Origin of the sequence: Hymenobacter ginkgonis, from assembly GCF_009755225.1 — a bacterium.
Lineage (GTDB): Bacteria > Bacteroidota > Bacteroidia > Cytophagales > Hymenobacteraceae > Hymenobacter > Hymenobacter ginkgonis.
On record NZ_WQKZ01000002.1, the window covers coordinates 523,193 to 546,885 of the forward strand.

Consider the following 23,693-nt stretch of genomic DNA (forward strand, 5'->3'; position numbering starts at 1 on the left):
GCTAGCCAATAGGTAATGAGAATAAATCAACAAAAAGGCCCCACTCCAGGGTAGGAGTGGGGCCTTTTCCAGCATTATAGGCAGCTAGAGGTTAGCTACGGTTCTGGTTGGTAGTATTCGTGTCGGCATCCGAGCTGAACGTGTTGTGAAACCAGCTTTTGATATCGTCGATGGCGTGACCAGTTTTTTCTTGCAAGTTGCCAAACCACTCGTCCTGCTTGCCTTCGGCGTAGGTTAGGTCGTCGTCGGTGAGGTTGCCCCACTTCTGCTTGGCAGCTCCTTTGATTTCGTTCCAGTTACCGCGAGCTTGCAGCTCGGTTTGGTCGTTGACCTTATTATCGTTGATGTCCATGAGTGAAAATCGGAAAGGGTGGGTTGTGGAGCTTATACGGGGGTAGGAAGGAGGAGGTTTATACGCCCGGCTTTCTGTCGGTTAGCGTGCTTACTTTAGCCCCAACGCCTACCCCCTTCCTCGTAATGGACGACCTGCGCCTGACGCTCCAAACCCTACCCCCCGACGACCGCCGCGACCTCGCCCAGTTTATTCAGTGGCAGCGCCGCAAGGCCACGGGCCGCCAAGATTTGCGCCTGCTCGAACTACTGCTGCACGCCAAAGAATACCGTTCCGAGGAGCTCATCGGCAAGCTTTACCCCGCCGAGCCCAACCCCACCGCCTACTATGCCCTGCGCAAGCGTCTGCTGCGCTATCTTACTGATTACCTGCTGCTGCGCCAGCGCCAGTACGATGCCACGGCTGCCACCTCGGTGCGCGGGCAGCTTACGCTGGCGCAGTACCTATTTGGGGCCGGCGTGCCGCGCCTAGCCTGGAACCTGCTGCGCAAAGCCGAAAAACTAGCCCAAGACAACGAGCAGTACGAGCCGCTGAATGCGGTGTACAACCTCCAGATACAATACGCGCACCTGCCGCACGCCGAGCCGCTCGACGCCATCATCGAGCGCCGCACGCGCAACAAAAAAGCGGCCGATGAGGAGGAGCGCGCCAGCATTGCCGACAGCCTGCTGCGCCAGCGCCTGCGCCAAGCGCGGCTGCGCGGCAGGGGCGCCGTGCCCGCCGATGCCATTGTGCGCGACATAGTGGTTGAGTATGACTTGCAGGAAGCCTTTGCGCGCTCGCCTTCGCTACTGTGCCGCCTCATGAGCATTACGCGCCACGCCATGCTGGTGCGCGGCGATTTTACCACGTTTGCGCCCTTCATCGAGCGCTGCTATGGGCTAATGGCGCGCCGCCACGGCTTCGCGCCCGCCCACCGCGGCTACCAGCTGCGGCTGCTCTACATGCTGGCCCACGCGCTGTACCGCTCGCGGCGCTTTGCCGAGTCGGTGGCCTACCTCGAGCAGGGGCTGGCGGTGCTGGCCGCCGCGCCCAGCCGGCAGTTTGCCGATGTAGGGCCACGCTTTACGTTGCTGCTGGCGGCCAACTATGCTTTCTTGCGGCGCAACCGCGATAGCATCAGCATTTTAGAGAAAATTTTGCGCAACGAGCCCGCGCTGCTGCCCGCCGACCAGCTCACGGCGCGCTTGCAGCTTACGTTTCATTATTTTACCGAGGGCAATTTCTCTAAAGCCAACCATACCCTTATCAGCCTCGACCGCACCGACCACTGGCTGGAGCAAAACTTGGGCCTGGAGTGGCTCCTCAACCACAACCTCGGCGAGATGCTGATTCAGCTGGAGCTCGGCAACCCCGACCACGCCCTAGCCCGCCTGCGCACCATCGAGCGCCGCCTGCACGAGCAGTTTCCGGCCACCGAGGCCACGGCCGAGCTGCCCGCCGCGCCGGTGGGCGGCCCCTACCGCTCGGTGCTGCATTACCTGGCCTTGGTGCACGAAATCATCAACGACCCAGCCGTGGCCACGCAGCCCGATTTTGCGGCGCGCGTGGCCCGTATTCCGGCGTTTTTATCCGAAGAGCACGAAGACTTACAAGTCCTCAGCTTCTACGCTTGGCTGAAGGCGCGGGTACTAGGCCGGCCCTACCAAGAGGTGCTGCTGCGGTTGGCCGAGCAAGCGTAAAATGAGCGTGTTGGCGCCCTACCCCCGGCTTGGCGGCTTAGGCTGGCTTAGCCAGCCGCACAATGTCCTTCACATCGAGCACTGGCTTGCTGTACCCGAGCTGGCTCACGTGGAGCATGGCCAACCCTAGCTCGCCGAGCGAGCATGCCGTGCCTGGCGCTACCCGCCGCAACACGGGGTAGAGCCAGCCAATCCAGCGGTAGAGCGGCAAGATGTGCTTTTGACCGTTAACGGGCTTCAAAAAGCCGGGCCGAAACATATACGTCGCCCGAAACGGCAGCTGCAACAGCTCGTTCTCGGTGCGCCCTTTCACGCGGGCCCACATCTGGCGGCTTTTTTCGTGGCTGTCGGTGCCGGCGCCTGATATGTAGCTGAAGCTCATTTTCGGGTTGAGCCGCGCCAGGGTTTGGGCGAAGTGCAGCGTCAAGTCGTGCGTAGCGCGGATGTAGTCGGCTTCGCCCATGCCCACGGCCGACACGCCCGCGCAGAAATAGCAGGCCGTGTAGCCCACCAACTCGTCTTCAACGCCCGTTAAATCGAAAAAATCGGGCACCAGTAGCTCGTTGAGCTTGGGGTGCGAGTGGCCGCTAGGCCGGCGGCTTACACTGAGCACAGCCTCTACGTCGGGCTGTGCCAGGCAGGTAAGTAAAACGCCCTCGCCCACCATGCCGGTGGCGCCCGTGATAATAATCCGTTGAGCCATACTACATAAAGCTAAAACAAAACCCGCTTCCCCAGCTAGACGTGGAGAGGCGGGTTTTGTTTTAGGGGGTAGGGCGCGCTACAATTCCTTGCGCAGCCGAGCCACCGGAATATTGAGTTGCTCGCGGTACTTGGCCACCGTGCGCCGGGCAATGTTGTAGCCGCGGGCGTTCAGCATTTTCTCAAGCTTATCGTCGCTCAGCGGGTGGTCTTTCTTCTCATTGCCGATGAGGTCGCGCAGAATGCTCTTCACCTCGCGGCTGCTGGCGTCCTCGCCCGAATCGGTGGCAATACCTTCCGAGAAAAAGAATTTGAGCGGATAAATACCGTGCTCGGTCTGGATGGATTTGGAGTTGGCCACCCGGCTCACGGTCGAGATGTCCATGCCAATTTGCTGGGCAATGTCCTTGAGAATCATGGGCCGCAGCTTCGAGTCGTCGCCGGTGAGGAAGAACTCGCGCTGGCGCTCCACAATGGCCGACATCGTGCGCAGCAGCGTGTTCTGCCGCTGCCGGATGGCGTCGATAAACCACTTGGCCGAGTCCAGCTTCTGCTTCACGAAGGTGACGGCCTCCTTCATTTTCTGGTCCTTTTTGGCCGCCTTGTCGTAGGTCTGGAGCATTTCGCGGTAGTCGCGGCTCACGCGTAGCTCGGGGGCATTGCGGGCGTTCAGGGTCAGGCTCAGCTCGCCGTTGTCGTTGGCCAAAATAAAGTCGGGCATCAGGTATTGCGCCCCGCCGCCGCTGCCGCGGCCGCCGCTTACGGGGCCGCTACCCCCCGGCTTGGGGTTGAGGCGCAGAATAACGGCCACGGCTTCCTTCAGCTCATCATCTTCTAAATCAAGCTTCTGCTGAATGCGCTGGTAATGCTTCTTGGTGAACTCCTCAAATGTCTCAGTGAGAATGCGTTCAGCATTCTGCGTCGATTCGTCCTGCGGGCGGCGCTCTAGTTGCAAAAGCAGGCACTCGGGCAGGTCGCGGGCGGCAATGCCCGGCGGGTCAAACTGCTGAATGACGTGCAGCACGGCCTCAATCTCAGGCTCGCTCACTTCAAGGTTCTGGCTGAAGGCCAAGTCGTTGGCAATGGCCGCCAGGTCGCGCCGGATGTAACCATCGCTGTCGATGGAGCCTACTAGCTGCTCGCCAATGGCCTGCTGGCGCTCGTCGAGCTGCGCAAAGTGCAGCTGGTCGAGCAGCGAATCTTGCAGCGAGCCGCTGGTGTCGGCCAGCGGCATGTCGCGCTCTTCCTCGTCGCCGGGGCCGTCGCCCTGCATTTTATAGCCCGCTATTTCGTCGTCGTTGACGTAGTCGCTGATGTCGATTTCGTGGTTATCGTTGTCGATGCCCAGGGCTTCGGGCTCGGCGGCGGGCTCGGGGCGCTCGTCGGCGTAGTCGTCGGGGCCGCTGCTGTCATCGGCCGGTTCGCCGCTGCTAAAATCCTCATCCAGCGTGCTATCGTCGCTGTCGAGCGAATCGTTGGGGTCGTCGGCTTCGGGGGTGTCGTCGGCGCTGTCGTCGCGCTCGTCGGCATCGTCGCTATCGCCTTCTTCGAGGGCTGGGTTAACTTCCATTTCCTCTTTGATGCGCGTTTCCAGCTCGGCCGTTGGAATCTGCAACAATTTGATAAACTGGATTTGCTGAGGCGAGAGGCGCTGGGAAAGAAGCTGCTTAAGGTCGAGGCGTTGCATAGGGGTAGGGCAGAGAGAAAAAAGGCCAGCGAGCCGGGACGGAAAGAGAAGTACGGAGGAAAGAGGCGTTTGGTCGTAGCGTAATACTGGCAATTTCCTACTGGGGTTAGCGCCAACAGGCGGCTAGTGCCCCAGCGGCGGCTTTACCTTTGCGGGCTCCACTGCCTTTTGTGTACCCATTATGCCTGCCGACCAGCTCCGCCGCACCCGCATTCAAGACCTCCTCAAAAGTACCGACCTCAACCGCGAAGTGCTGGTAAAAGCGTGGGTGCGCACCCGCCGGGGCAACAAATATGTGCAGTTTATTGCCCTCAACGATGGCTCCACCATCCACACGCTGCAAGTAGTGGCCGACGCCGAGAAGTTTCCCGAAGATAGCCTGAAGGAAATTACGACCGGCGCCTGCTTGGCCGTGCGCGGCCAGTTGGTGGCCTCGCAAGGCAAGGGCCAAGCGGTTGAAATTCAAGCTACCGAAATAACGGTGCTTGGCACGGCCGACCCCGAAGCCTACCCCCTCCAAAAGAAGGCTACCTCGCTGGAGCACCTGCGCGAAATCGCGCATTTGCGCCCCCGCACCAACACCTTTGGGGCGGTGCTGCGCATTCGGCACGCGCTGGCGTTTGCCATCCACGACTACTTCAACCGCCACGGGTTTTACTACGTGCACACGCCCATCATCACGGGTTCCGATGCCGAAGGCGCGGGCCAGATGTTCCGCGTCACGACCCTACCCCCCGAGCACCCGCCCCGCACCGAAGACGGTTCGGTAGACTTTTCGGAGGACTTTTTTGGCAAGCAAACCAACCTCACCGTGAGTGGGCAGCTTGAAGGCGAGCTGGCGGCCATGGCCTTGGGAAGTGTTTATACCTTTGGCCCCACTTTCCGGGCCGAAAACTCGAACACCGCCCGCCACCTGGCTGAGTTCTGGATGATTGAGCCCGAAGTGGCCTTCAACGACCTGGCCGACAACATGGACCTGGCCGAGGATTTCCTCCAAAGCCTGGTGAAGTACGCCCTGGAGCACTGCGCCGACGACCTGCAATTCCTCAACGATACCTACGACAAGGAACTGCTGGCGCGCCTCAGCTTCGTGACGACCAACGAGTTTCAGCGCCTCACTTATACCGAGGCGGTGGAAATTTTGAAATCGGCTAAAAAGAAATTCGAGTTTCCCGTTGATTGGGGCACCGACTTGCAGAGCGAGCACGAGCGCTACCTGGTGGAGAAGCACTTCAAAAAGCCGGTTATTCTCACCAACTACCCCAAGGAAATCAAAGCCTTCTACATGAAGCTCGACGACGACGGCCGCACCGTGCGGGCGATGGACGTGCTGTTTCCGGGCATTGGCGAAATCATCGGGGGCTCGCAGCGCGAAGAAGACTTGGCGAAGCTCCAAACCCGGATGCAGGAAATGAACGTGCCCGAAGACGAGCTGTGGTGGTACCTCGACACGCGCCGCTTCGGCACCGCGCCGCACGCCGGTTTCGGCCTGGGCTTCGAACGCCTCGTGCTGTTTGTAACGGGCATGACCAACATCCGCGACGTGATTCCGTTCCCGCGCTTCCCCAAAAACGCCGAGTTTTAGGCCTGCCCACCACTGACTTACACAAAAAAAGCACCCTAGCCAGGGTGCTTTTTTTATGGCTGTTAATTGGCGCTAATTTGTACTACCGTAACCTTGTTGGCCGCGGTAGCCACTCCTTATTTCCTGCCCGCCCATGCTCCCTGAAATCGACCTCACCGACTCTGCCAGCCTGCCCGAAGGCGAGCTGTGCGCCTTCCCTACCCCTGACAACGGGCCCGAGGTGCTGCTGGCCCGGCACCAAGGGCAGGTGCACGCCTTTGCGGCGCGCTGCCCGCACTACGGCGCCCCGCTCGCCAAAGGCAAGCTGGTGGAGGGCCGCATCATCTGCCCCTGGCACCACGCCTGCTTTCAGGTGGCCGACGGCACGCTGTGCGAGCCCCCGGCGCTCGACGACCTGCCGGCTTTTGCCGTGCGCGAGGCCGATAACCGCATTTGGGTGCAGGTGCCGCCGGCCGCCGACCGCCCCGCCGACCCTAATGCTACCCCCACCGCCGAGGTAGGCGGCACCCTACCCCCCCTAGAAGCTGCCAGCCCCGCGGATGAGCGCACGTTTGTGCTTATTGGCGGGGGTGCGGCCGGGGCTTTTGCCGCCCAAACGCTGCGCCAGGAAGGCTTCGGTGGGCGCATAGTGGTAGTATCGGCCGAAGATGCCGTGCCCTACGACCGCACGAAGCTCAGCAAAGCGTACTTAGCCGGCAAGGCGAAGCCAGCCGCCATGCCGCTGCGCACCCACGGTTTTTACGAGCGGCATACTGTTGAGCTACTGCTTGCTGCCCGCGCCACTGGCCTCGACTTAGCCAAGCGCGAAGTGACGTTTGAGAACCGCCCTCCGCTGCACTACGACCAACTGCTGCTAGCCCCTGGCGGCACCCCCAACTTGCTACCTAAGCTACCCGGCCACGACTTGCCAGGCGTGCTGCCCCTGCGCACCCAAGCCGATGCCGATGCGTTGCTAGCGGCCACTAAAGATGCCAAGCAAGTCGTCATTATCGGCAGCAGCTTTATCGGCATGGAAGCTGCCAGCAGCCTCCTCAGCGAAGGCCGCCATGTGACGGTAATAGCCCAGGAAAAAGTGCCTTTTCAGCGGGTGCTGGGGCCCGAAATCGGGGCCATGTTCCAGGCCTTGCACCAAGAGAAGGGGGTAGGCTTTGAGGTCGAAGCTGAAGTAACGGCCCTGCTCGGCGCGGCTGGCCACGTAACGGGCGTGCAGCTTAAATCGGGCCGCCTGCTGCCCGCCGATGTGGTGGTTCTGGGCGTGGGCGTGCGCCCGGCCACCGATTTTTTGCAGGCTGCTTTTCAGTTGGAGAAAGACGGTGGCCTGGTTGTGGATGCCTATTTGCAAGCCGCGCCCCATGTGTACGCGGCCGGCGATATTGCTCGTTTTCCGCTGGCGGCTACCGGCCAGCTTACGCGCATCGAGCACTGGCGCGTGGCTCAGCAGCACGGCCGGGTGGCGGCCCGCAACATGCTAGGTAAGCAGGAAAAATTCGTAGCCGCGCCGTTTTTCTGGACGCAGCAGTACGGCAAAAGCCTGCGCTACGCCGGCCACGCCGAGCGCTGGGACGAAATTATTTACCACGGCGACGTGGCCAAGCAAGATTTTATGGCCTTCTATGTGCTTGACGAACAAATAGTAGCCGCCGCCAGCATGAACCGCGATGCCGATATGATTTACCTGGCTGAGCTGTTGGGCCAAGGCCGGCTGCCTACCCCCGCCGCGCTGCACGAGGGAATGCAGTGGGCGGCGTTGTAGAGTGAAAAACCAGCCTATCAAGTTATTAAGGCACTACTAGCTTCCTAACAAGGAGGGCCCGTTAGCGCAGCGCTAACGGGCCCTCCTTGTTAGGAAGCTAGTAACTGGCTAGCGGCCTCCGCGCCGGCCGCCCCCATTGCCGCCGCCTCCACCGGGCTGGCCCCCGCCTGGCTGGCCGCCTCCCCGCTGGCCGCCACCCATCCCGCCAGGGTTACCGCCGCCGGGCTGCCCACCGCCGCCGGGCTGCCCACCGCCTCCGCGCTGGCCGCCCATGCCGCCCGGGTTGCCGCCGCCCATACTGCCCCGGCCGGGGTTTCCCTGGCCGCCAGGAATGCCGTTGCCGATGGTGCCGCGCCCTGGGAGCCCGCCGCCCGGGTTGCCCCCGCTGAAGCCGCCCCGGCCGCCGCCACTGTTGGGCTGGCCGCCGCCATAGCCGCGGCCGCCGTTGTTATTGCCCCCGTTGAAGCCACCGCGGGGCCCATTGTTGCCCCGGTTGTAGTCGTAGCCGCGGCCGCTGTTGCCGCCCCGGTCGTAGCCATACACCCGGCCCGAGCCGTAGTCGTGGTCGTAGTGGCCGCCATAGCCGCCGAAGCCGCCGCGCCGGTAGCCGGTCACGTACTGCGGGTAGCGCGAGCGGTAGCTGCTGATGTAGAGCCAGGGCTGCGCGCCCACATAGCTCACGGGTACTGGGTGAAAGTAGTAGGGGTCGTAGCCGTCGATGTAGGGCATTTGTATCCACTGCGCCCCATCAAAAACGATGTACACGCCGTTGTAGATGTCGTAATAGCCATCAATTTCGGGAATGTAGTAGTACTGCGTGCCTTGCGGCACGGCGGGCCCCCACGCAGGCAGGCCAATGTTGAGGTTGATGCCTACCTGCGCCTGGGCAGCCGTAGGGGCTGCAAACGCCAGGCCAGTGCCCAGCGCGAAAGCAAGAAAACGAACGTGAAATTTCATGACGAAGGCAGAAAGAGAAGTAAGATTGTCTGCCTATCTACTAGGCAAGTAGAGTGCCGGGTTTAGGCCCTAGTCGATAGAAGAACCAAGTTTACGTGCCGGGCCGCTTAATGTGCCGACGAAAGTTTATTTAACGGTGGCTCATGCAAAAGCCCCGCCCAACGGACGAGGCTTCGGCAAGCAAGGCGGGGGTAGGCTAGCGCCGGCCGTGGCCATTGCGGCCCGGGCCGCGGTTGTCGTTGCGGCCCCGCACTACCACCGGGCGGTAGTAGCGGGCGTGGTGGTCTTGGTACTGGGCCCAGGGCTGGCGGCCCCGGTAGTCCACCACCACCGGGTGGAAGTTGGCCGGGTTGTAGCCCGGAATGTTGTTGAAGCGGCTCCAGCGGCCGTTGCGCTGCACAATATAGTTGCGGGCGGCTAGGTCGTAGTAGCCATCTATTTCGGGCACGTAGTAGTACTGGGCGCCCTGCGGCACGGCGGGCCCCCAGGCCGGGTGGCCAATTTGGATATTAACTCCCACTTGGGCGTGGGCAGCTGGGGCGGCCAAGGCGGCAAAAGCACCAAATACAAAGGCAAAAAGCTGTGGGCGGTAGTTCATGGCAAAAGGGGAAAGAGGATGAACAGGATACCGACCGCTGGGCAAAATGGATGCCCGCCTTAGCCCTGGGTCGATAAACAGGCGCATTGTGCGGACCAGCCCGCCACCTTCCTCGACCAATAATTTCCCTACCCTCGGCTACCCGGCCAGGCACAAAAAAAGCGCCCCGCAGGGCGCTTTTGAGGATAGTTGCTGGCGGCTAGCGGTGGCCGTGGCCTTTGCCGTGGTCGTCGTGCTTATCATGCTTGTCGTTTTTGTAGCCTTTGCCATAGAGCTTCTTGGCCTGGCCGGGGGGTAGGCCGTGGGGGTTGCCGCCGCGGTTGTACGTCCAGGGCGAGTCGCCGCGGTAGTCGATGTACTGCGGATGGAAATTGCGCGAATCGTAGCCCTCTAAGTGCTCGTAGCGCGCCCACTTGCCGTTGCGCTGCACGAGGTAGCGCCGGGCCGGCACATCATAGTAAGCGTTAGCCTCCGGAATGTAGTAGTACTGCGCATTGGACGGGGCGCCTACCACCACCGGCGGCGCCGTGTTGATATTGATATTTACCTGGGCGTAGGCGGGAGCCGCAGCAAAAGCCAGCAGGCTAAAAGCCCCGAGGGTGGCCGTTTTTTGAAGCAAGTTCATGGGAAAGAATGAAAGGGTGTTGCTTACCCTTGGCAAGGACGGTGCCAAGTACCAGTTGAGGTTAGTGCGGCCGTATACGCAATAACTCAGCTTTTAGCCTTGCGCAGCAGGTAGCGCGTAACGGTGGCCACGGGCGGCGGCCCTTCTGGTGCGGCATGGGTTTCGACTAATTCCCAACCCGCTACCGACAAGTCGCTCAGCGTCTGGTTGAGCAGTAGGGTATTACGGTGTAGGTTTTCGCGGTACTTGTCGGCCGCCAGCGTGAACTCCTCTTCCAGCTTCACTTCGGTTTTTCCTTGGAAGGCCGGCGTCAGCAACATGCGGCAATCGGCTTTGTAGGGCGATTTAACAATCGTAATCGTCAGAAAATCATAGCCGTGCGGTAGCGCCGCGCTAGCTTGGGCAAAGGCGGCCTGGGTGCCCAGCAGCAGCCCGGCGCTCAACAATAGCCGCCGAAAGGAGCGGTAAAAAGGGGCAAGCATAACGAGTGGATTTTAGGTAGAGAAAAAACGCAACGCCCCGGCCGGCTTGCCTGGCAAAGAAAGAGAAATCACGCCGCACCGCACCATTCACCGGCTAAGCTTGTTAGTGTCAGTCGGCCCACGGCCAGGCGGCGAGCGATAATTTCGGTTGTTGCTTAGCCCTCGCCTGGTCGTTCCCGTACCTTTGCTTGTTCCTCTGATTTGCCCGCATGGCTAAAAAAACGGCTACCGCTCCCGTGGCTCCCGCTCCGAAAAACCCCAAGGCAGCCCCTAAAAAAGCTGCTTCACTGGCCGGTAACGCGGCCGAAATCCTGACCGCTACCACCGCTACCGAGCTGCTAGAAGTAGCTGAGCAGCAGACGCCCGACAAGCAGCACAACCTGCCGGTGGGCCGCCAGCCCGCACCCGCTGGCTTGGCCGTGGCCACCCAGCACGACACGCCTACTACCCTACCCCCCCTCGCGCCGGCCGGCCACGGCCAGCCCCAGGGGGCCGAAGCCGAGGCGCCCTACATTGAGGTGTATGGGGCCCGCGAGCACAACCTAAAAAATGTGTCGGTGAAGATTCCGCGGGGCAAGCTGGTCGTGTTCACGGGTATTTCGGGCTCGGGCAAGTCGAGTTTGGCCTTCGATACCATTTACGCCGAAGGGCAGCGGCGGTACATGGAGACGTTTTCGGCCTACGCGCGCTCCTTCATGGGCGGGCTGGAGCGGCCGAACGTCGATAAAATCGAAGGGTTGTCGCCGGTTATCTCGATTGAGCAGAAAACCACCTCGCGCAACCCACGCTCGACGGTGGGCACCATCACCGAGATTTACGACTTTCTGCGCCTACTCTACGCCCGCACGGCCGAAGCCTACAGCTACGCCACGGGCAAGAAGATGATTCGGCAGAGCGACGACCAGATTATCAACTACATTCTGCGGCACTACGATGGCAAAAAGCTTATCGTGCTCGCCCCGGTGGTGAAGGGTAGGAAAGGCCATTACCGCGAAGATTTTCAAAAGATTGCGAAGCTGGGTTTCACCAAAGTGCGCGTCGATGGCGAACTGCTCGACATCACGCCTAAAATGCAGGTGGACCGCTACAAAATTCACGACATCGAAATCGTGATTGACCGGCTCGTGGTGAAGGAGGAAGACCGTTTCCGCCTCTCGGGCTCGGTGCAAAACGCCATGACGCACGGCAAGGGCACCATGCTGGTGCTCGACCCCGACGCGAAAGGCGAAAAGGGCAAACCGCAGTTTTTCTCGCGCTTCCTCATGGACCCCGAAACGGGTATTGCCTACGATGACCCAGCGCCTAACACGTTCAGTTTCAATTCGCCCTATGGCGCGTGCCCGCACTGTGCCGGCATGGGCGAGGTGCAGCAGATTACGGAAGAAACCGTTATCCCCGACCCTAAGCTGAGCATCAGCCGCGGGGCCATTGCCCCGCTCGGCGAGTACCGCGACATCTGGATTTTCCAGCAGCTCCAGCTCATCCTCAAAAAGCACAAGGCCAGCCTCAACACCGCCATCGAAAAGCTGGACCCCGAGCTGCTCAAGCGCCTGCTCCACGGCATCACGCAAGACGATGCCGACGACGCCAAAGCCACTTATACCGAGCCGTTTGAGGGCATTATTCCCTTCCTGCGCCGGCAGATGGAGTCGGAATCTGACAACATCCGCGAGTGGATTCAGCAGTACACGCAGGCCCAAACCTGCCCCGTATGCGAGGGCTACCGCCTCAAGAAGGAAAGCTTGCACTTCAAGCTGGCCGACAAGCACATCGGGGAGCTATCGGTGTTCGATATCAACGAGTTGGCGGCGTGGTTTACGGATTTGGAGGAGCGCCTGAGCGACCGCCAAAACCTGATTGCCCGCGAACTGCTGAAGGAAATTCGCAAGCGCATCGGCTTTTTGCTCGAAGTGGGCTTGGACTACCTCAGCCTGCACCGCTCGGTGCGCACGCTGAGCGGCGGCGAAAGCCAGCGCATCCGCCTCGCTACCCAAATTGGCACCCAGCTCGTAGGCGTGCTCTACATCATGGACGAGCCGAGTATTGGCTTGCACCAGCGCGACAACGAGCGCCTAATCAAGGCCCTGCAACACCTGCGCAACATTGGTAATTCGGTGATTGTGGTGGAGCACGACAAGGACATGATTCTGCACGCCGACCACGTGCTCGACATTGGCCCCGGCGCGGGCATCCACGGCGGCCACATCGTGGCCGAGGGCACGCCCGAGCAAATTTTCAATTCCGGCTCGCTCACGTCCGATTATCTCAGCGGCAAGCGCCACATCGAGCTGCGCAAAAAGAAGCGGGTAGGGGAGGGCAAAGAGCTGGTACTGAAGGGCGCCAAGGGGCACAACCTCAAGAACGTGACCGCCAAATTCCCGCTCGGCAAGCTCATCGCCGTGACGGGGGTAAGCGGCTCGGGTAAGTCGTCGCTCATCCACGATACGCTGTATCCAATTCTGAATCAGCACTTTTTCAACGCCCACCGCGAGCCGCTGGCTTATGGCAGCTTGGAAGGCCTGGACTTGATTGACAAAGTGATTGAGGTAGACCAGTCGCCGATTGGGCGCACGCCGCGCTCGAACCCAGCGACTTATACGGGCGTGTTTACCGAAATCCGCCAGCTGTTTGCGGAGATGGCGGAAGCCAAAATTCGGGGCTATGGGCCGGGCCGCTTCTCGTTCAACGTGAAGGGCGGGCGCTGCGAAACCTGCGAAGGCGCGGGCATCCGCACCATCGAAATGAACTTCCTGCCCGATGTGCACGTGCCTTGCGAAACCTGCAAGGGCCGCCGCTACAACCGCGAAACCTTAGAAGTACGCTTCAAGGGCAAGTCTATCACCGACATTCTCGACATGACGGTGGAGAAAGCGGTAGAATTCTTTGAGTTTCAGCCGCGTATCCTACGTAAAATCAAGACGTTGGCTGATGTAGGCTTGGGTTATCTCACGCTGGGCCAGCAGGCTACCACCCTCTCGGGTGGCGAGGCCCAGCGCGTGAAACTCGCCACTGAGCTCAGCAAAAAAGACACGGGTAAGACCTTCTATATCCTCGACGAGCCGACCACCGGCCTGCACTTTGAGGATATCAGGCACCTCGCCGACGTGCTCCATAAGCTCGCCGACAAGGGCAATACCGTCCTCATCATCGAGCACAACCTCGACCTCATCAAGGTAGCCGACCACGTCATCGACATCGGCCCCGAGGGCGGCGCCGGCGGCGGCACCATCGTAGCTCAGGGCACGCCCGAGCAGGTGGCGAAGGCGGGCAAGGGCTACACCGCCCGCTTCCTGGCCGAAGAGTTGAAGACGAGTAAGTACGTGTAGATCAAGGCCATATGGCGTTTAGAAGTTGGTTAAAAAGGCGGGCCGCTTGTCAATAGTTGACAAGCGGCCCGCCTTTTTAAAGGGGGTTCAGGTAGTGCATTTATTCCGGCGCTAGTGCCTCTTCATCGGGCAGGTTGGGTAGGAATTCCTCCTCATCTTCCTCTAAGTGGTCGGGTGGGCCGGCGGCTAGCTCAGGCTCAAACCGCGCCTTGAAGCGGGCGTACAGGGCGTTCATGCCCAGTAGAAGTAAGCCCATGAAGATGAAGACGATGGCCCGCGTGATGGTGCCGCTCCGGCTGAGGTCGAAGAACACCAACCGCACCAGGCAGCCGACCATGCCGGCCAGCGCCACGTAGCGCAAATCTTGCCGGCGCAGGAGCAAACTGGTGCTGAATACGGCCACTACTTCGAGCATTAGCAACACCGTGAGCACCGAGCGGTCGAAGGATTGGATAAAAAGCAGCGACAAGGCCACGAAGGCGGGGTAGAGCAACAGGGCTTCGAGCTGGCGCTGGGGTAGCTGTGCTAGTGCATTCCAGGCCGGCGAGAGGTCGGCGTAGGGCTCGTTGCCGACGCGTAGCGCCAGGCCCACATACCCAAACAGCAGAGCCACAGCCGTGGTAAGGGCCCACCACTCGGGACTCAGCAGCTGGGTAGGCGACACGTACAGCAAGCACGTGGCACTGGCCGACAAGGCCGCCAGCCAATAATACAGCCGGCCGTATAGGCCCAGCCGCCGAAAGCGCGGCGGCACTGCTGCCGCTATATTGCTGAGCACCAACGCTGCGCCTATCCAAATCAGCGGCAGCCAAGGCGCCCGCAGGTTGTGAGCCAGCGTGAAGGTGCCAAACAGCAGCGCTGCTTCCGGCAGCCAGGGATGCAGCACCCGCCAGGAAGTATAAACCGGCGCCGTTGCCGGGGGCCGGGCAATGGCCATTGCCGCTAGCACCCCGAAGAAAGCCGCCGCAGTAAAGTATTCGGCGGGTTGGTGAAAGAGCGTCTCAGGGCCAGCCAGCAGGCGCAGGTGGAAAAGCAAGCTGCTAACTAGCAAGCCATAGCTGAGGTGCAACAGGTAGCGGTCGGGCCGGCCGGCTTGGTCCACGGCCGTTGCATCGGGCAGCGCGCGCCGCCAGGTTTGGGCCGCTGCGAAGGCCGTGCCCGCCAGGGCCAGCAGCCCCAGCATCAGGTAGGCGTGGTGGGCAGGCGGTACGCTGCCTAGCAGCGCAACTACCAAGTGCAGCCCCAGCATATAGAGCCACGGCCCACGCAGGTAGCGCCCCGATACGGGCCACTGCGACGTGAGCAAAGCCAGCCCTGGCACGGCCAGGGTGGGTAGCAAATACAGCAGCACGTGGCCCGCTCCCAGCGCCGGCTGCGCAGCAAAATGAGTGGCCGCCGCCGCGCTCAGCACGTGCGCCCATTGCAGCCCCACGTAGCCCGTAGCGGCTAGCACCAGCGCGGCCCACAGCCCCGGCACGGCCGCCCGCTGCCGTAGGTAGAGCAAGGCCGCCAGCAAGCCAACCATGGCCCAGCCGGCCCAGGCATGAGTATATTCTAGCGAGCCAGCGCCCAGCAGCAGCCAGCCAATGGCCACACTCAGCAGGGGTAGGCGGGCGGTGGCGGTGAGCGGCAAGCGGGCGTAGTCCTCGCTCATACGAGCCGAAAACAGCTGCCGCGCCTGGTAGCCCAGCGTGAGCAGCGCCGCCCCCAGCAGCAAGCTTGCCTGCGTGAGGGAGGGTAGGCCGCTGGGCGCCGTAGCCCGCACCAGCACAGGCAGCAGCCCTGCTTGCAGCACCAGCAAATAGGTTTGGATGTGCAGCAGTTCGTCTTCGTCGCGCCCGCTTAGCAGCAAGGCGGCCAATAAGCTTTCGGCATACAGCGCCACTAGTACGCCCGGCCAACTCAGGCCCGCTTTGTGCAGCCCAACAACGGCCAGCACCGTGAAAACCTGCGCCAGTACCAGTTGCTGCCGGCGCACCCAGCGCGGCGCCTGCCCGCGGGCGTGCACCCAATAAGCCAGCCCCAGGGCGGCACCCGCTAGCCCAAGCAGCAGCAAGATGGGGAGCTTCTCAGACCACCCAAACAGCACCTGCGCCAGCAGCAAGCCCGCGCCTGCTTGCAAGAAGCCCGCTAGTCCGGCGAAGCCGCCTAGCAAGTTGCTCAGCCACGAGGAGGGTAGGGTAGGGGCTACCGAAGCGTCCGAGCCAGCGGTAATGGTCTGCGAGAAAGGCCGTCTGGGCGTGAATTGAATAAAGGCGATGCTGGCCCAGCCCGCGAGTGCCAGCAGCAGCGCCTCGCGGTAGAGCAAGCCGGGCTTGCCATCAGCCAAGTGGCTGCCAACCACTAGCAGCAGGCCGGTGCCCGTTGCCAAGGCCTCCAGCATGGCAGCGCGGTGCAGCAGTTTGTCGCGCCCGGCCAGTAGCAACGCGGCTAGTAGCGTTTCAAGGTACAAGACAAGGAATACGCCTGACCAACTCAGACGCAATTCGTGCAGCCCGACAATGGCCAGCACTACAAAAAACTGCGCCAGCACCAATTGTTGGCGCCGCAGCCAGTCGGGCGCCAGGCCACCGCGAACCCCATAAGCCAGCCCCAGCGAAATACCCGCCAACGCCCCCAAGGCCACAAGCAGCAGCCCCACCGGCGCCGGCTGCCAGCCAAATAGCACCCGCGCCAGCAGGGCGCCGGTGCCTACTTGCAGCAGCCCAGCCAGCCCACCAAAGCCATGAAGCAAACCCGCGTAAAAACTGGTTATCGCCCCAGTCGGGGTAGCCGGCTCTTTGGCAATAGCTTGAGCGCGAAGCTGTTTAAATGTGAATTGAATAAAGGCGATGCTGGCCCAGCCTGCCAACGCCAGCAGCAGCGCGTTGTGGTAAAGTGCGGGGGGTAGGCCGTGGGCCAGGTGGCTACCGCCGACGGCCAGCAAGCTGGCGCCCACTAGTAGCGCCTCAACCAGGGCCGCGCGGTGCAGCAGGCCATCGTGCCCCGCCAGCAGTAGGGCTACCAGGAGGTTTTCGGCGAAGAGCACAAACACGACGCTTGACCAGCCCAGGCCAATTTCGTGCAGCCCAAACACGGCCAGCACCATAAAAAACTGCGCTAATACGAGTTGCTGACGCCGCATCCAATTTGGCGACAGGTCGCTGGTATGCAGCCATTTATTGAGCCCCAGCGAGAGGCCGGCCAGCACCACCATGGCCCCAATTAGCAGCCCTTCGGGCACGTGGGGCCATGCAAACAGTGCCCGCGCCAGTAGCGCGCCAGTGCCAACTTGCAGCAGCCCAGCCAAGCTGGCAAAGCCATGCAGCAGGTTTTTCAACAAGGCAGTATGTGGCGCCGGTGCGGTGTTATTTTCGTCGTTAGTAGCTTGAAAAAGAAGTTGTTTGAAAGTGAGCTGCACGAAGGCGATGCTGGCCCAGCCTGCGAGCGCCAGCAGCAGCGCATCGCGGTACAGGGTGGTGGGCAAGTCGTGGGAGAAATGACTACCGGCTAGCAGCAGCAGGCTGGCGCCCGCCGCCAGTGCCCCCACCATCGCGGCGCGGTGCAGCAGGCCATCACGCCCCGCCAGCAGCAGCACGGCCAGCAGCGTTTCGAGGTATAGCACGATGAGCACGCCCGGCCAACTCAAACCCAATTCATGCAGCCCAAACACGGCCAGCACCAAGAGGAGTTGCCCCAGCACGAGCTGTTGGCGCCGCACCCAATCGGGGGCTACCCCCAGGGTACGCACCCAGTACGCCAGTGCCAGCGAACTGCTCGCTAACCCTACCAAGCCCATGAGCAACAGCCCCACCGGCGCCGGTTGCCAGCCAAACAATGCCCGTCCCAGCAGGGCCCCCGCGCCAATTTGCAGCAGGCCCGCCAGCCCAGCAAAACCGCTTACCAGGCCTTGGTGCGCCCGTTGGTTAGAGGCCGGCGGTAGGAACTCGCTGCCATCAGGTTGGCGCAGCGCGGGCCTAACCACTTGTAAGAAAGAAAGTTTGAAAGCAAGTTGCACAAACCCTACCCCCACCCAGCCGGCCAAGGCTAGCAGCAGCGCCTCGCGGTAGAGCAAGGTGGGTTCGTGGTCGGCGACGTGGCGGCCAGCGACTAGCAGCAGGCCCGTGCTGGTTAGGAAAGCTTCGGCCAGCGCTACGCGGTACACCTGCCCATGCAGCTGGTCGGCTGGGTCGCGGCCGGCCAAGAACAGCAGTACCAGGAGGTTTTCGGCGAAAAGCACTAGCAGCACCACCGACCAGCTGAGGCCCACTTCGTGCAGCCCAACCAGCGCTAGCACCACAAAAAACTGCCCCAACACCAACTGCTGCCACCGCACCCAATTGGGCGTGCGGCCACCGGCCCGTACCCACGCGGCCAGCCCCAGGGCACCGCCCGCCAGCGCTACTTGCGCCACCAGCAATAGCCCTACCGGCACGTGGGGCCACGCAAACAGCGCCCGCGCCAGCAGCAACCCGGTGCCCGCTTGCAGCAGGCCCGCCAGCCCTCCCAAGCCTTGCAGCAAGAAGTGGTGCGGGTCAGCGGTTAGCTGCGCGCTGGCCGTTTGGGTATCTAACTCAGAAGTAGTTAGTTGAAGCAGCGGTTGCTGGTAAATCAACTTGGTGAAAGCCAATGCTGCGCTGCCAGCCAGCACCAGCACCAGCGCATCGCGGTAGAGCTGGGTAGGCACGTTGGTGTCGGCCTGCACGCCGGCGAGCAGTAGCAAGCCGCCACCCGCCAGCAGCGCGCCAGCCATCGCCACGCGGTACACCAGCGCCTCACGTTGCCGGGCCATCACGAGGGCTACCAGCAGCGATTCGAGCAGCATAAAGAGCAGGATAACCGTGTTGGTAGCGTGCCAGCCTTGCAGCGAGAGCGCCGTGGCTAGCGCTAAAATGAGCGAGATAATGGTGTCGGTCTGAAACAGCCAGCCGATGCCCAGCTTCTTGGCTTGCCGCCCGGCCCAGAACGTTAGCAGGGCGCCCAGCGCCAGCGGAATAGTTTTCCAGACCGAGCCCGTGCTGTGCAGGTAAAGGTTGATGCCCAGGCAGGTCCAGTTCAGCAGGTGCGCCGTGAAAAGCAGGGGCTCGAACCGCCGCTCGGCATACACGCGGCGGTACTGCACTACGGCGGCCGCGCCGCCCACCAGCAATACCAACGCCATGGCCGTCAGGCGCAAGCCATTGGCAATAGTAGCCAGTTCTTGGTGCCAGTAGAGGTGAAAAGCGAAGAAGCTGGCAATGCTCAACAGCAGTTGGTACTTCCACTGCTGCCGGTAAGTGATGGCAATGCTAAAGGCCGTGACGCCCGCCGCCGCGCCCAGCGTGAGGCCCGTGGGCGGCAGCACCGCCAGCGCCACTAGGCTCAGCACGCCGTGCAGGGTAGCCACCGTTTCGCGGCTGGCACGCCAGGCCAGGTAGAGGTTGGCACTCACGCCCGCCAGCAGCAGCAGGTAGTCGAAGGGCGGCGTGGCCCATTGCAGGCCCGAAATACTCACGGCCCCCACGCAAGCAAACAGGAAAATGGCGGCCGCACTGCTCAGCAGCCAGGCATTGAGCTGTTTGGCAAATTGCTTGTTGCGCAGCGCATACCGCGCGCCTAGCAAGCCCACTGCGAAGGCGCAAATCAGCAGAAATCGGAAGGGGGGCGCCAGCCGCAAGGCGGCGTAAATGCCCAAAAAGCCTACCCCCGTCACCAGCACCACCGCGCCAAGCACGCCGGTCCAGTTTTCGAGCACCATTGTGGCAGCCTTCTCCCACCAAGTTGGCCCGGTAGGGACTGGCTTGGGCGCCCGGCGGCGGGCCGGCGGGGGCAGTAGCCGCGGCTGCGGTGGCTTGGCCGGTGCAGGGGGGGTAGGCCAGGCGGCGGGGGCCGGCGCCGGCGATACCGGTGATTCTTCCTGCTCGGCCGGCTCCTCTTGTTCAGCCATGGGCTCTTGTGCCGGCTCTTCCTGTTCAACTGGCGCCGCCAGGGAGGGCTCTTCAGGAGCCCTCCCTAGCTCATGGGGGGCTAGCAAGGCAGTGGGTACGTGCTCCAATTCCACTGCCTCGGCGGGCACTTCGACGGGCGCTTCCTCTGCTGCGGTGGGTAGCTCTGCTGGTGTTGGCGCGTCGGTAGCGGCTTGCACTGCCAACTCAGTTGCTGCTGGCGCTTCCAATTCCTGCGGCTGCTCAGCAGGCGTTGCTGCTAGCGATTCCGCTTCAATTACTTCTTCATCAACGACTTCTGGTTGCTCATTAGCGGCAGCTTCAGTTGCTTCTGGTTCTTCCGCTGGCGCCGGTGCTGCTGGCGCTGGCGGCTCCGTGGGCGCGAGCGAGGGGGGTAGGGCTGGTTCTGATGCCGCTACCGGCGGCTCATAAACCACGGTGGGCGGTGGGTAGCATACGGCCACCGGTCCAGATTCACCGGGCTGCTGGGCCACAAAGGCGGCCTGCGACAGCGTGCCGACCAAGGCGCGCAGCTCGGTCAACTCCTCGCGCAACCCCTTGACTTCCAAGCGAAGGGTAGCTTGCTCGGCCCAGCGGTGCGCTACGGCGCCCTTTAATTCTTCTAATTGCCTGGGCAAATCCCAAAACCGGATGGCCAGCGCAAGCACTGCCAAGGCAACAAGTAGTATAACAGTCATATGCAGGAGTGGAGCAGCATAGTAGAGGGTAGGAATTACCCTCCCATGCGCTGGCCTGCAGGCTACCCTTGCAAGCAACGGGCCACTTCGGATGGCCCGCACCCAAAATAGTTCCCAGTGCTACCGAGTAGAAAGCAATTTATTGACAAGCAAAGAACTAATAATAAGCTAATTATTGGGATTATTTATTTTTTAAAATTTACTGAATGAGCCTAAAAAAGCCGCTCCGAAAACTTCGGAGCGGCTCCCTTTAATGTTGCTAGGCGTAGCCTCGGTATTAGGCTCGTGCCCTACGCATATACAAACCGAACCTCTTGCTTAATTTCTGGGTTCAGGCTCAGAGCCACGGGGCAGGTGTGCGCAGTGCGTTCCATCAGGGCCCGGTTGGCGGGGCTGAGGGCAGCGGGCAGGTGCAGCTCGACGGTGAGCTGCGCAATGCGACGCGGTGCGTCGCTGCTCATGATTTTTTCCATCGTAAACGTGCTGCCAACTAGGTCTACCTGGTGGCGCTCGGCCACGATGGCCATAGTAGTTAAAATGCAGGTGCCCAAGGCAGTACCCACAAGGTCGGTTGGCGAGAAAGCCTCACCCCGCCCGTGGTTATCCACCGGGGCATCGGTCTGAATGATAGTACCCGAAGCCGTGTGCGTAGCTTCGGTGCGCAGGTGCCCTTCGTAGCGGGCGGTGGCGGTAGTATGGGGCGTGCTCATACTACAAAGCTACCCCCGCAGCGTTTAGGCACGCGCGGGCGGGGCGCGAAGCTCCGAAAGCTGGTATTTTTGATTTCTCTATGAAAAAGACGCACGTCCTTCTTACTTGCTTGGGGCTGGGCCTGGCCGGAGCCCAGCGCGCCCAGGCCCAAAGTGCTACCCCCCCGCCCACCGGCCCTACCCTCGAAGCGGCGCCGCTGACTATGCCTTCGGATGAGCAGTCGTACAAGCGCGAGACGGTATTTGGCCTCAACTTCAACACCCAGGGCGGCCTTATTGGAGGCGTAAACGTGCGCGTGGCCCGGGTGATGGACGAGCGCTGGCTGCGGTTTTGGAGCCTGGAAGGCGTCTTTTTCAAAAACCCGAAGGAGCAAAGTGTGACCAATCCTTACACTGGGGGCTCGTTCACGCTTTACAAGGCTAATTACGCATTTGCGTTGCGGCCATCGTTCGGGATTCAGCGCATTTTGTTTCGCAAAGCGGCCGACTCCGGCGTGCAAGTCAACGGCCTGCTGAGCGTGGGGCCGTCGCTGGCGCTGCTCATGCCCTACTACATCAGCTATGACCAAACAGCCGCCCAAAACAACGCCTTTGGCCCGCGCGACGTGATTGTGGACGAAGCCTACGACCCCGTGCGGCACGCCCAGGAAACATTTATTTACGACCGGGCCCCCATTTTTAGTGGCATCGGCCAAACCAAGGTGGTGCCCGGCGTGCACCTGCGCGGCGGCCTCAGCTTCGAGTATGGCCGCTACCGCGATGCCGTAGCTGGTGCCGAAGTGGGCTTTCTGATTGAAGGCTACTCTAAGCGCCTGCTCATCCTCAACCCGCCCGCGCCCGCCGAGCCCAACGCCCTGAACAAGCAGTTCTTTCCCTCGGTTTACCTGACGCTATACCTGGGCCACCGCAGCTAGCGGCCGCCGCATTGGGCCTTAACTTTACTCTATGGATACCCTGTTGCTCTCGCTACCTATTATTCAGGCCGAACCTATTGCGCCGCCTACCCCGGCCCGGCCCCGCAAGCCCGACTGGCTGCGCGTGAAGCTGCCGGTAGGCCCCGACTATGCCGCCGTGCGCAAGCTGGTGGACGAGCATAAGCTGCATACCATCTGCGAATCAGGTAATTGCCCCAACATGGGCGAGTGCTGGGGCGCGGGCACGGCCACGTTTATGATACTCGGCAATGTGTGCACGCGCTCGTGCTCGTTTTGCGCCGTAGCCACCGGCCGCCCCTCCGAGCTCGACCTCGATGAGCCCCGCCGCGTGGCCGAAGCCATTGCGCTCATGAAGGTGAAGCACGCCGTTATTACCAGCGTGAACCGCGACGAGCTGAAGGACCGCGGTGCCAGCGTGTGGCGCGATACGGTGGTATTTACCAAGCAGCTAAGCCCCGAAACCACCATCGAAACACTTATACCCGATGTGAAAGCCAACTGGGCGGCGCTCGATACCATGATTTCGGGTGGCCAGGAGGTGATTTCGCACAACATGGAGACGGTGGGTAGCCTCTACCGCCTCGTGCGCCCACAGGGCAAATACGACCGCTCGCTCGAGCAAATCCGGCGTACCAAGCTGGCCGGGCACCGCACCAAGTCGGGCATTATGCTGGGCTTGGGCGAGAAAGCCGACGAACTATACCAAGCTATGGACGACCTCGTGGCCAACGGCCTCGACATTCTCACGTTGGGCCAGTACTTGCAGCCCACTAAGCGCCACCTCGAAGTAGCCGAGTTTATTCACCCCGAAACGTTTGCCCTCTACAAGGAAGAAGGCCTCAAGCGCGGCCTCAAGTACGTAGAAAGCGGCCCGCTGGTGCGCTCCTCGTACCACGCCGAACGCCACGTGAACGTGCCGATTTAGAGCACCCTCCCCCCTTTAAAGAGAAAAGCCCCGCTAGAATCTAGCAGGGCTTTTCTCTTTAAAGGGGGGAGGCAAAGCCTAACGAACGGCCGCCGGGCGACGCTCGTCGGTGGGCGGGTAGTTGCTCAGCACGCTATTGACGATGCGATAGGTTTCGGCTTCCGAAATGCTGTTCTGGTTCAGCTGGGCCTGGCCCGTGCCGCGCCAAGCAAGCTCTTTACGGCGAGCATCTACGATGTCGATGATGACAGTGCCGGCTTTGTAATTATACGAGCCGCCACCGTAGGGGTAGCCGCCAAAGCCGCCGTACCCGTAGCCGTAGTAGGGGTAGCCGTAGCCGCCGTAGGGGTAGCCCCCGGCCACTTGCTGCTTATTCTCAACGCGCACGCTGTAGGCCACATACACGTCAGGCGACGTGGTAGTTTCGGTCATGCCTTTAGCGGCGAGGTCTTTGCTCACGGCATCGCGGATGCGCTGGTCCGTGAACGACTCGTAGCCGCGGGCGGGGCCGCCTTCGGTGTCGTTGGCTTGCTTGGGGTACCAAGCCCAGGTTTTGTAGGCGCGGAAATTAACAGCGTGGTCAAAGTCGCTTGACACGCCAACGTTGGCCGACGTAGCGCAGGAGCCGAGCCCGAGGGTCAGCGCCAAGCCCGTGACCGCCAAAGCGGCCGGCCGGGCCAATAAACGAGTGATGCGGTTCATAAGGCTAAAAACTAGAGGAATAATACCCTTGCGGGAGATACTGACTTAACGCTGACCGTCGAGCCAATGTT

The 23,693-nt window shown here is 61.7% G+C and carries 16 protein-coding genes; 6 read left to right on the forward strand and 10 right to left on the reverse strand.

Translation table 11 applies throughout. The features are described from left to right. Positions 1–91 precede the first annotated feature (91 nt). Entirely contained in the window at positions 92–352 is a 261-nt protein-coding gene (locus tag GO988_RS08060; protein ID WP_157564000.1) for a CsbD family protein, read from the reverse strand. A 2-nt stretch (positions 353–354) separates the two neighbouring features. Between GO988_RS08060 and GO988_RS08065 the strand changes: the two genes are divergently transcribed. Then, positions 355–2,034: a hypothetical protein gene (locus GO988_RS08065; RefSeq protein WP_198172575.1), complete on the forward strand. Its 1,680-nt coding sequence runs from the start codon at positions 355–357 to the stop codon at positions 2,032–2,034. A gap of 37 nt (positions 2,035–2,071) precedes the next feature. On the opposite strand, the gene GO988_RS08070 is transcribed toward GO988_RS08065, so the two are convergent. Continuing rightward, positions 2,072–2,737, reverse strand: a complete 666-nt coding sequence (locus tag GO988_RS08070) for an NAD-dependent epimerase/dehydratase family protein (protein ID WP_157564004.1) — start codon at positions 2,735–2,737, stop codon at positions 2,072–2,074. A gap of 78 nt (positions 2,738–2,815) precedes the next feature. Next, positions 2,816–4,423: an RNA polymerase factor sigma-54 gene (rpoN, locus tag GO988_RS08075; protein ID WP_157564006.1), complete on the reverse strand. Its 1,608-nt coding sequence runs from the start codon at positions 4,421–4,423 to the stop codon at positions 2,816–2,818. A gap of 181 nt (positions 4,424–4,604) precedes the next feature. Here rpoN and asnS point away from each other — a divergent pair, with 181 nt between their 5' ends. Both asnS and GO988_RS08085 read left to right on the forward strand, forming a co-directional pair. Further along, the gene (asnS, locus tag GO988_RS08080) at positions 4,605–6,008 is read left to right on the forward strand and encodes an asparagine--tRNA ligase (RefSeq protein WP_157564021.1); all 1,404 of its coding nucleotides are present in this window, start codon (positions 4,605–4,607) and stop codon (positions 6,006–6,008) included. Positions 6,009–6,141: 133 nt separating this feature from the next. Further along, positions 6,142–7,761 (forward strand): FAD-dependent oxidoreductase, encoded by a 1,620-nt coding sequence (locus tag GO988_RS08085; RefSeq protein WP_157564024.1) that lies wholly within the window; start codon positions 6,142–6,144, stop codon positions 7,759–7,761. A 108-nt stretch (positions 7,762–7,869) separates the two neighbouring features. Here GO988_RS08085 and GO988_RS08090 read toward each other — a convergent pair whose 3' ends face one another. From GO988_RS08090 to GO988_RS08105, 4 genes are all read right to left on the reverse strand, one after another. Further along, entirely contained in the window at positions 7,870–8,718 is an 849-nt protein-coding gene (locus tag GO988_RS08090) for a hypothetical protein (RefSeq protein ID WP_157564026.1), read from the reverse strand. Positions 8,719–8,914: 196 nt separating this feature from the next. Beyond that, positions 8,915–9,316, reverse strand: a complete 402-nt coding sequence (locus GO988_RS08095) for a hypothetical protein (RefSeq protein ID WP_157564028.1) — start codon at positions 9,314–9,316, stop codon at positions 8,915–8,917. A gap of 199 nt (positions 9,317–9,515) precedes the next feature. Beyond that, a complete protein-coding gene (locus GO988_RS08100; RefSeq protein WP_157564030.1) occupies positions 9,516–9,941 on the reverse strand; it encodes a hypothetical protein in 426 nt (141 codons plus the stop codon). 86 nt (positions 9,942–10,027) lie between these two features. Further along, entirely contained in the window at positions 10,028–10,423 is a 396-nt protein-coding gene (locus tag GO988_RS08105; protein WP_157564032.1) for a hypothetical protein, read from the reverse strand. A gap of 209 nt (positions 10,424–10,632) precedes the next feature. Between GO988_RS08105 and uvrA the strand changes: the two genes are divergently transcribed. Next, positions 10,633–13,749: an excinuclease ABC subunit UvrA gene (gene uvrA / locus GO988_RS08110; protein ID WP_232341444.1), complete on the forward strand. Its 3,117-nt coding sequence runs from the start codon at positions 10,633–10,635 to the stop codon at positions 13,747–13,749. A gap of 100 nt (positions 13,750–13,849) precedes the next feature. On the opposite strand, the gene GO988_RS08115 is transcribed toward uvrA, so the two are convergent. Both GO988_RS08115 and GO988_RS08120 read right to left on the reverse strand, forming a co-directional pair. Then, positions 13,850–20,350: a hypothetical protein gene (locus GO988_RS08115; protein WP_157564034.1), complete on the reverse strand. Its 6,501-nt coding sequence runs from the start codon at positions 20,348–20,350 to the stop codon at positions 13,850–13,852. A 290-nt stretch (positions 20,351–20,640) separates the two neighbouring features. Further along, positions 20,641–21,060 carry an OsmC family protein gene (locus GO988_RS08120; protein ID WP_157564036.1) on the reverse strand — a complete coding sequence of 140 codons (420 nt, stop codon included), beginning with the start codon at positions 21,058–21,060 and terminating at the stop codon, positions 20,641–20,643. An 80-nt stretch (positions 21,061–21,140) separates the two neighbouring features. Here GO988_RS08120 and GO988_RS08125 point away from each other — a divergent pair, with 80 nt between their 5' ends. Beyond that, on the forward strand, positions 21,141–21,974 hold the full coding sequence (locus GO988_RS08125; RefSeq protein ID WP_157564038.1) for a hypothetical protein: 834 nt from the start codon (positions 21,141–21,143) through the stop codon (positions 21,972–21,974). Between the two features lie 43 nt (positions 21,975–22,017). Next, positions 22,018–22,920: a lipoyl synthase gene (lipA, locus tag GO988_RS08130; protein WP_394351222.1), complete on the forward strand. Its 903-nt coding sequence runs from the start codon at positions 22,018–22,020 to the stop codon at positions 22,918–22,920. Between the two features lie 78 nt (positions 22,921–22,998). Here lipA and GO988_RS08135 read toward each other — a convergent pair whose 3' ends face one another. Continuing rightward, positions 22,999–23,622: a DUF4136 domain-containing protein gene (locus GO988_RS08135; protein ID WP_157564042.1), complete on the reverse strand. Its 624-nt coding sequence runs from the start codon at positions 23,620–23,622 to the stop codon at positions 22,999–23,001. Between the last annotated feature and the right edge of the window lie 71 nt (positions 23,623–23,693).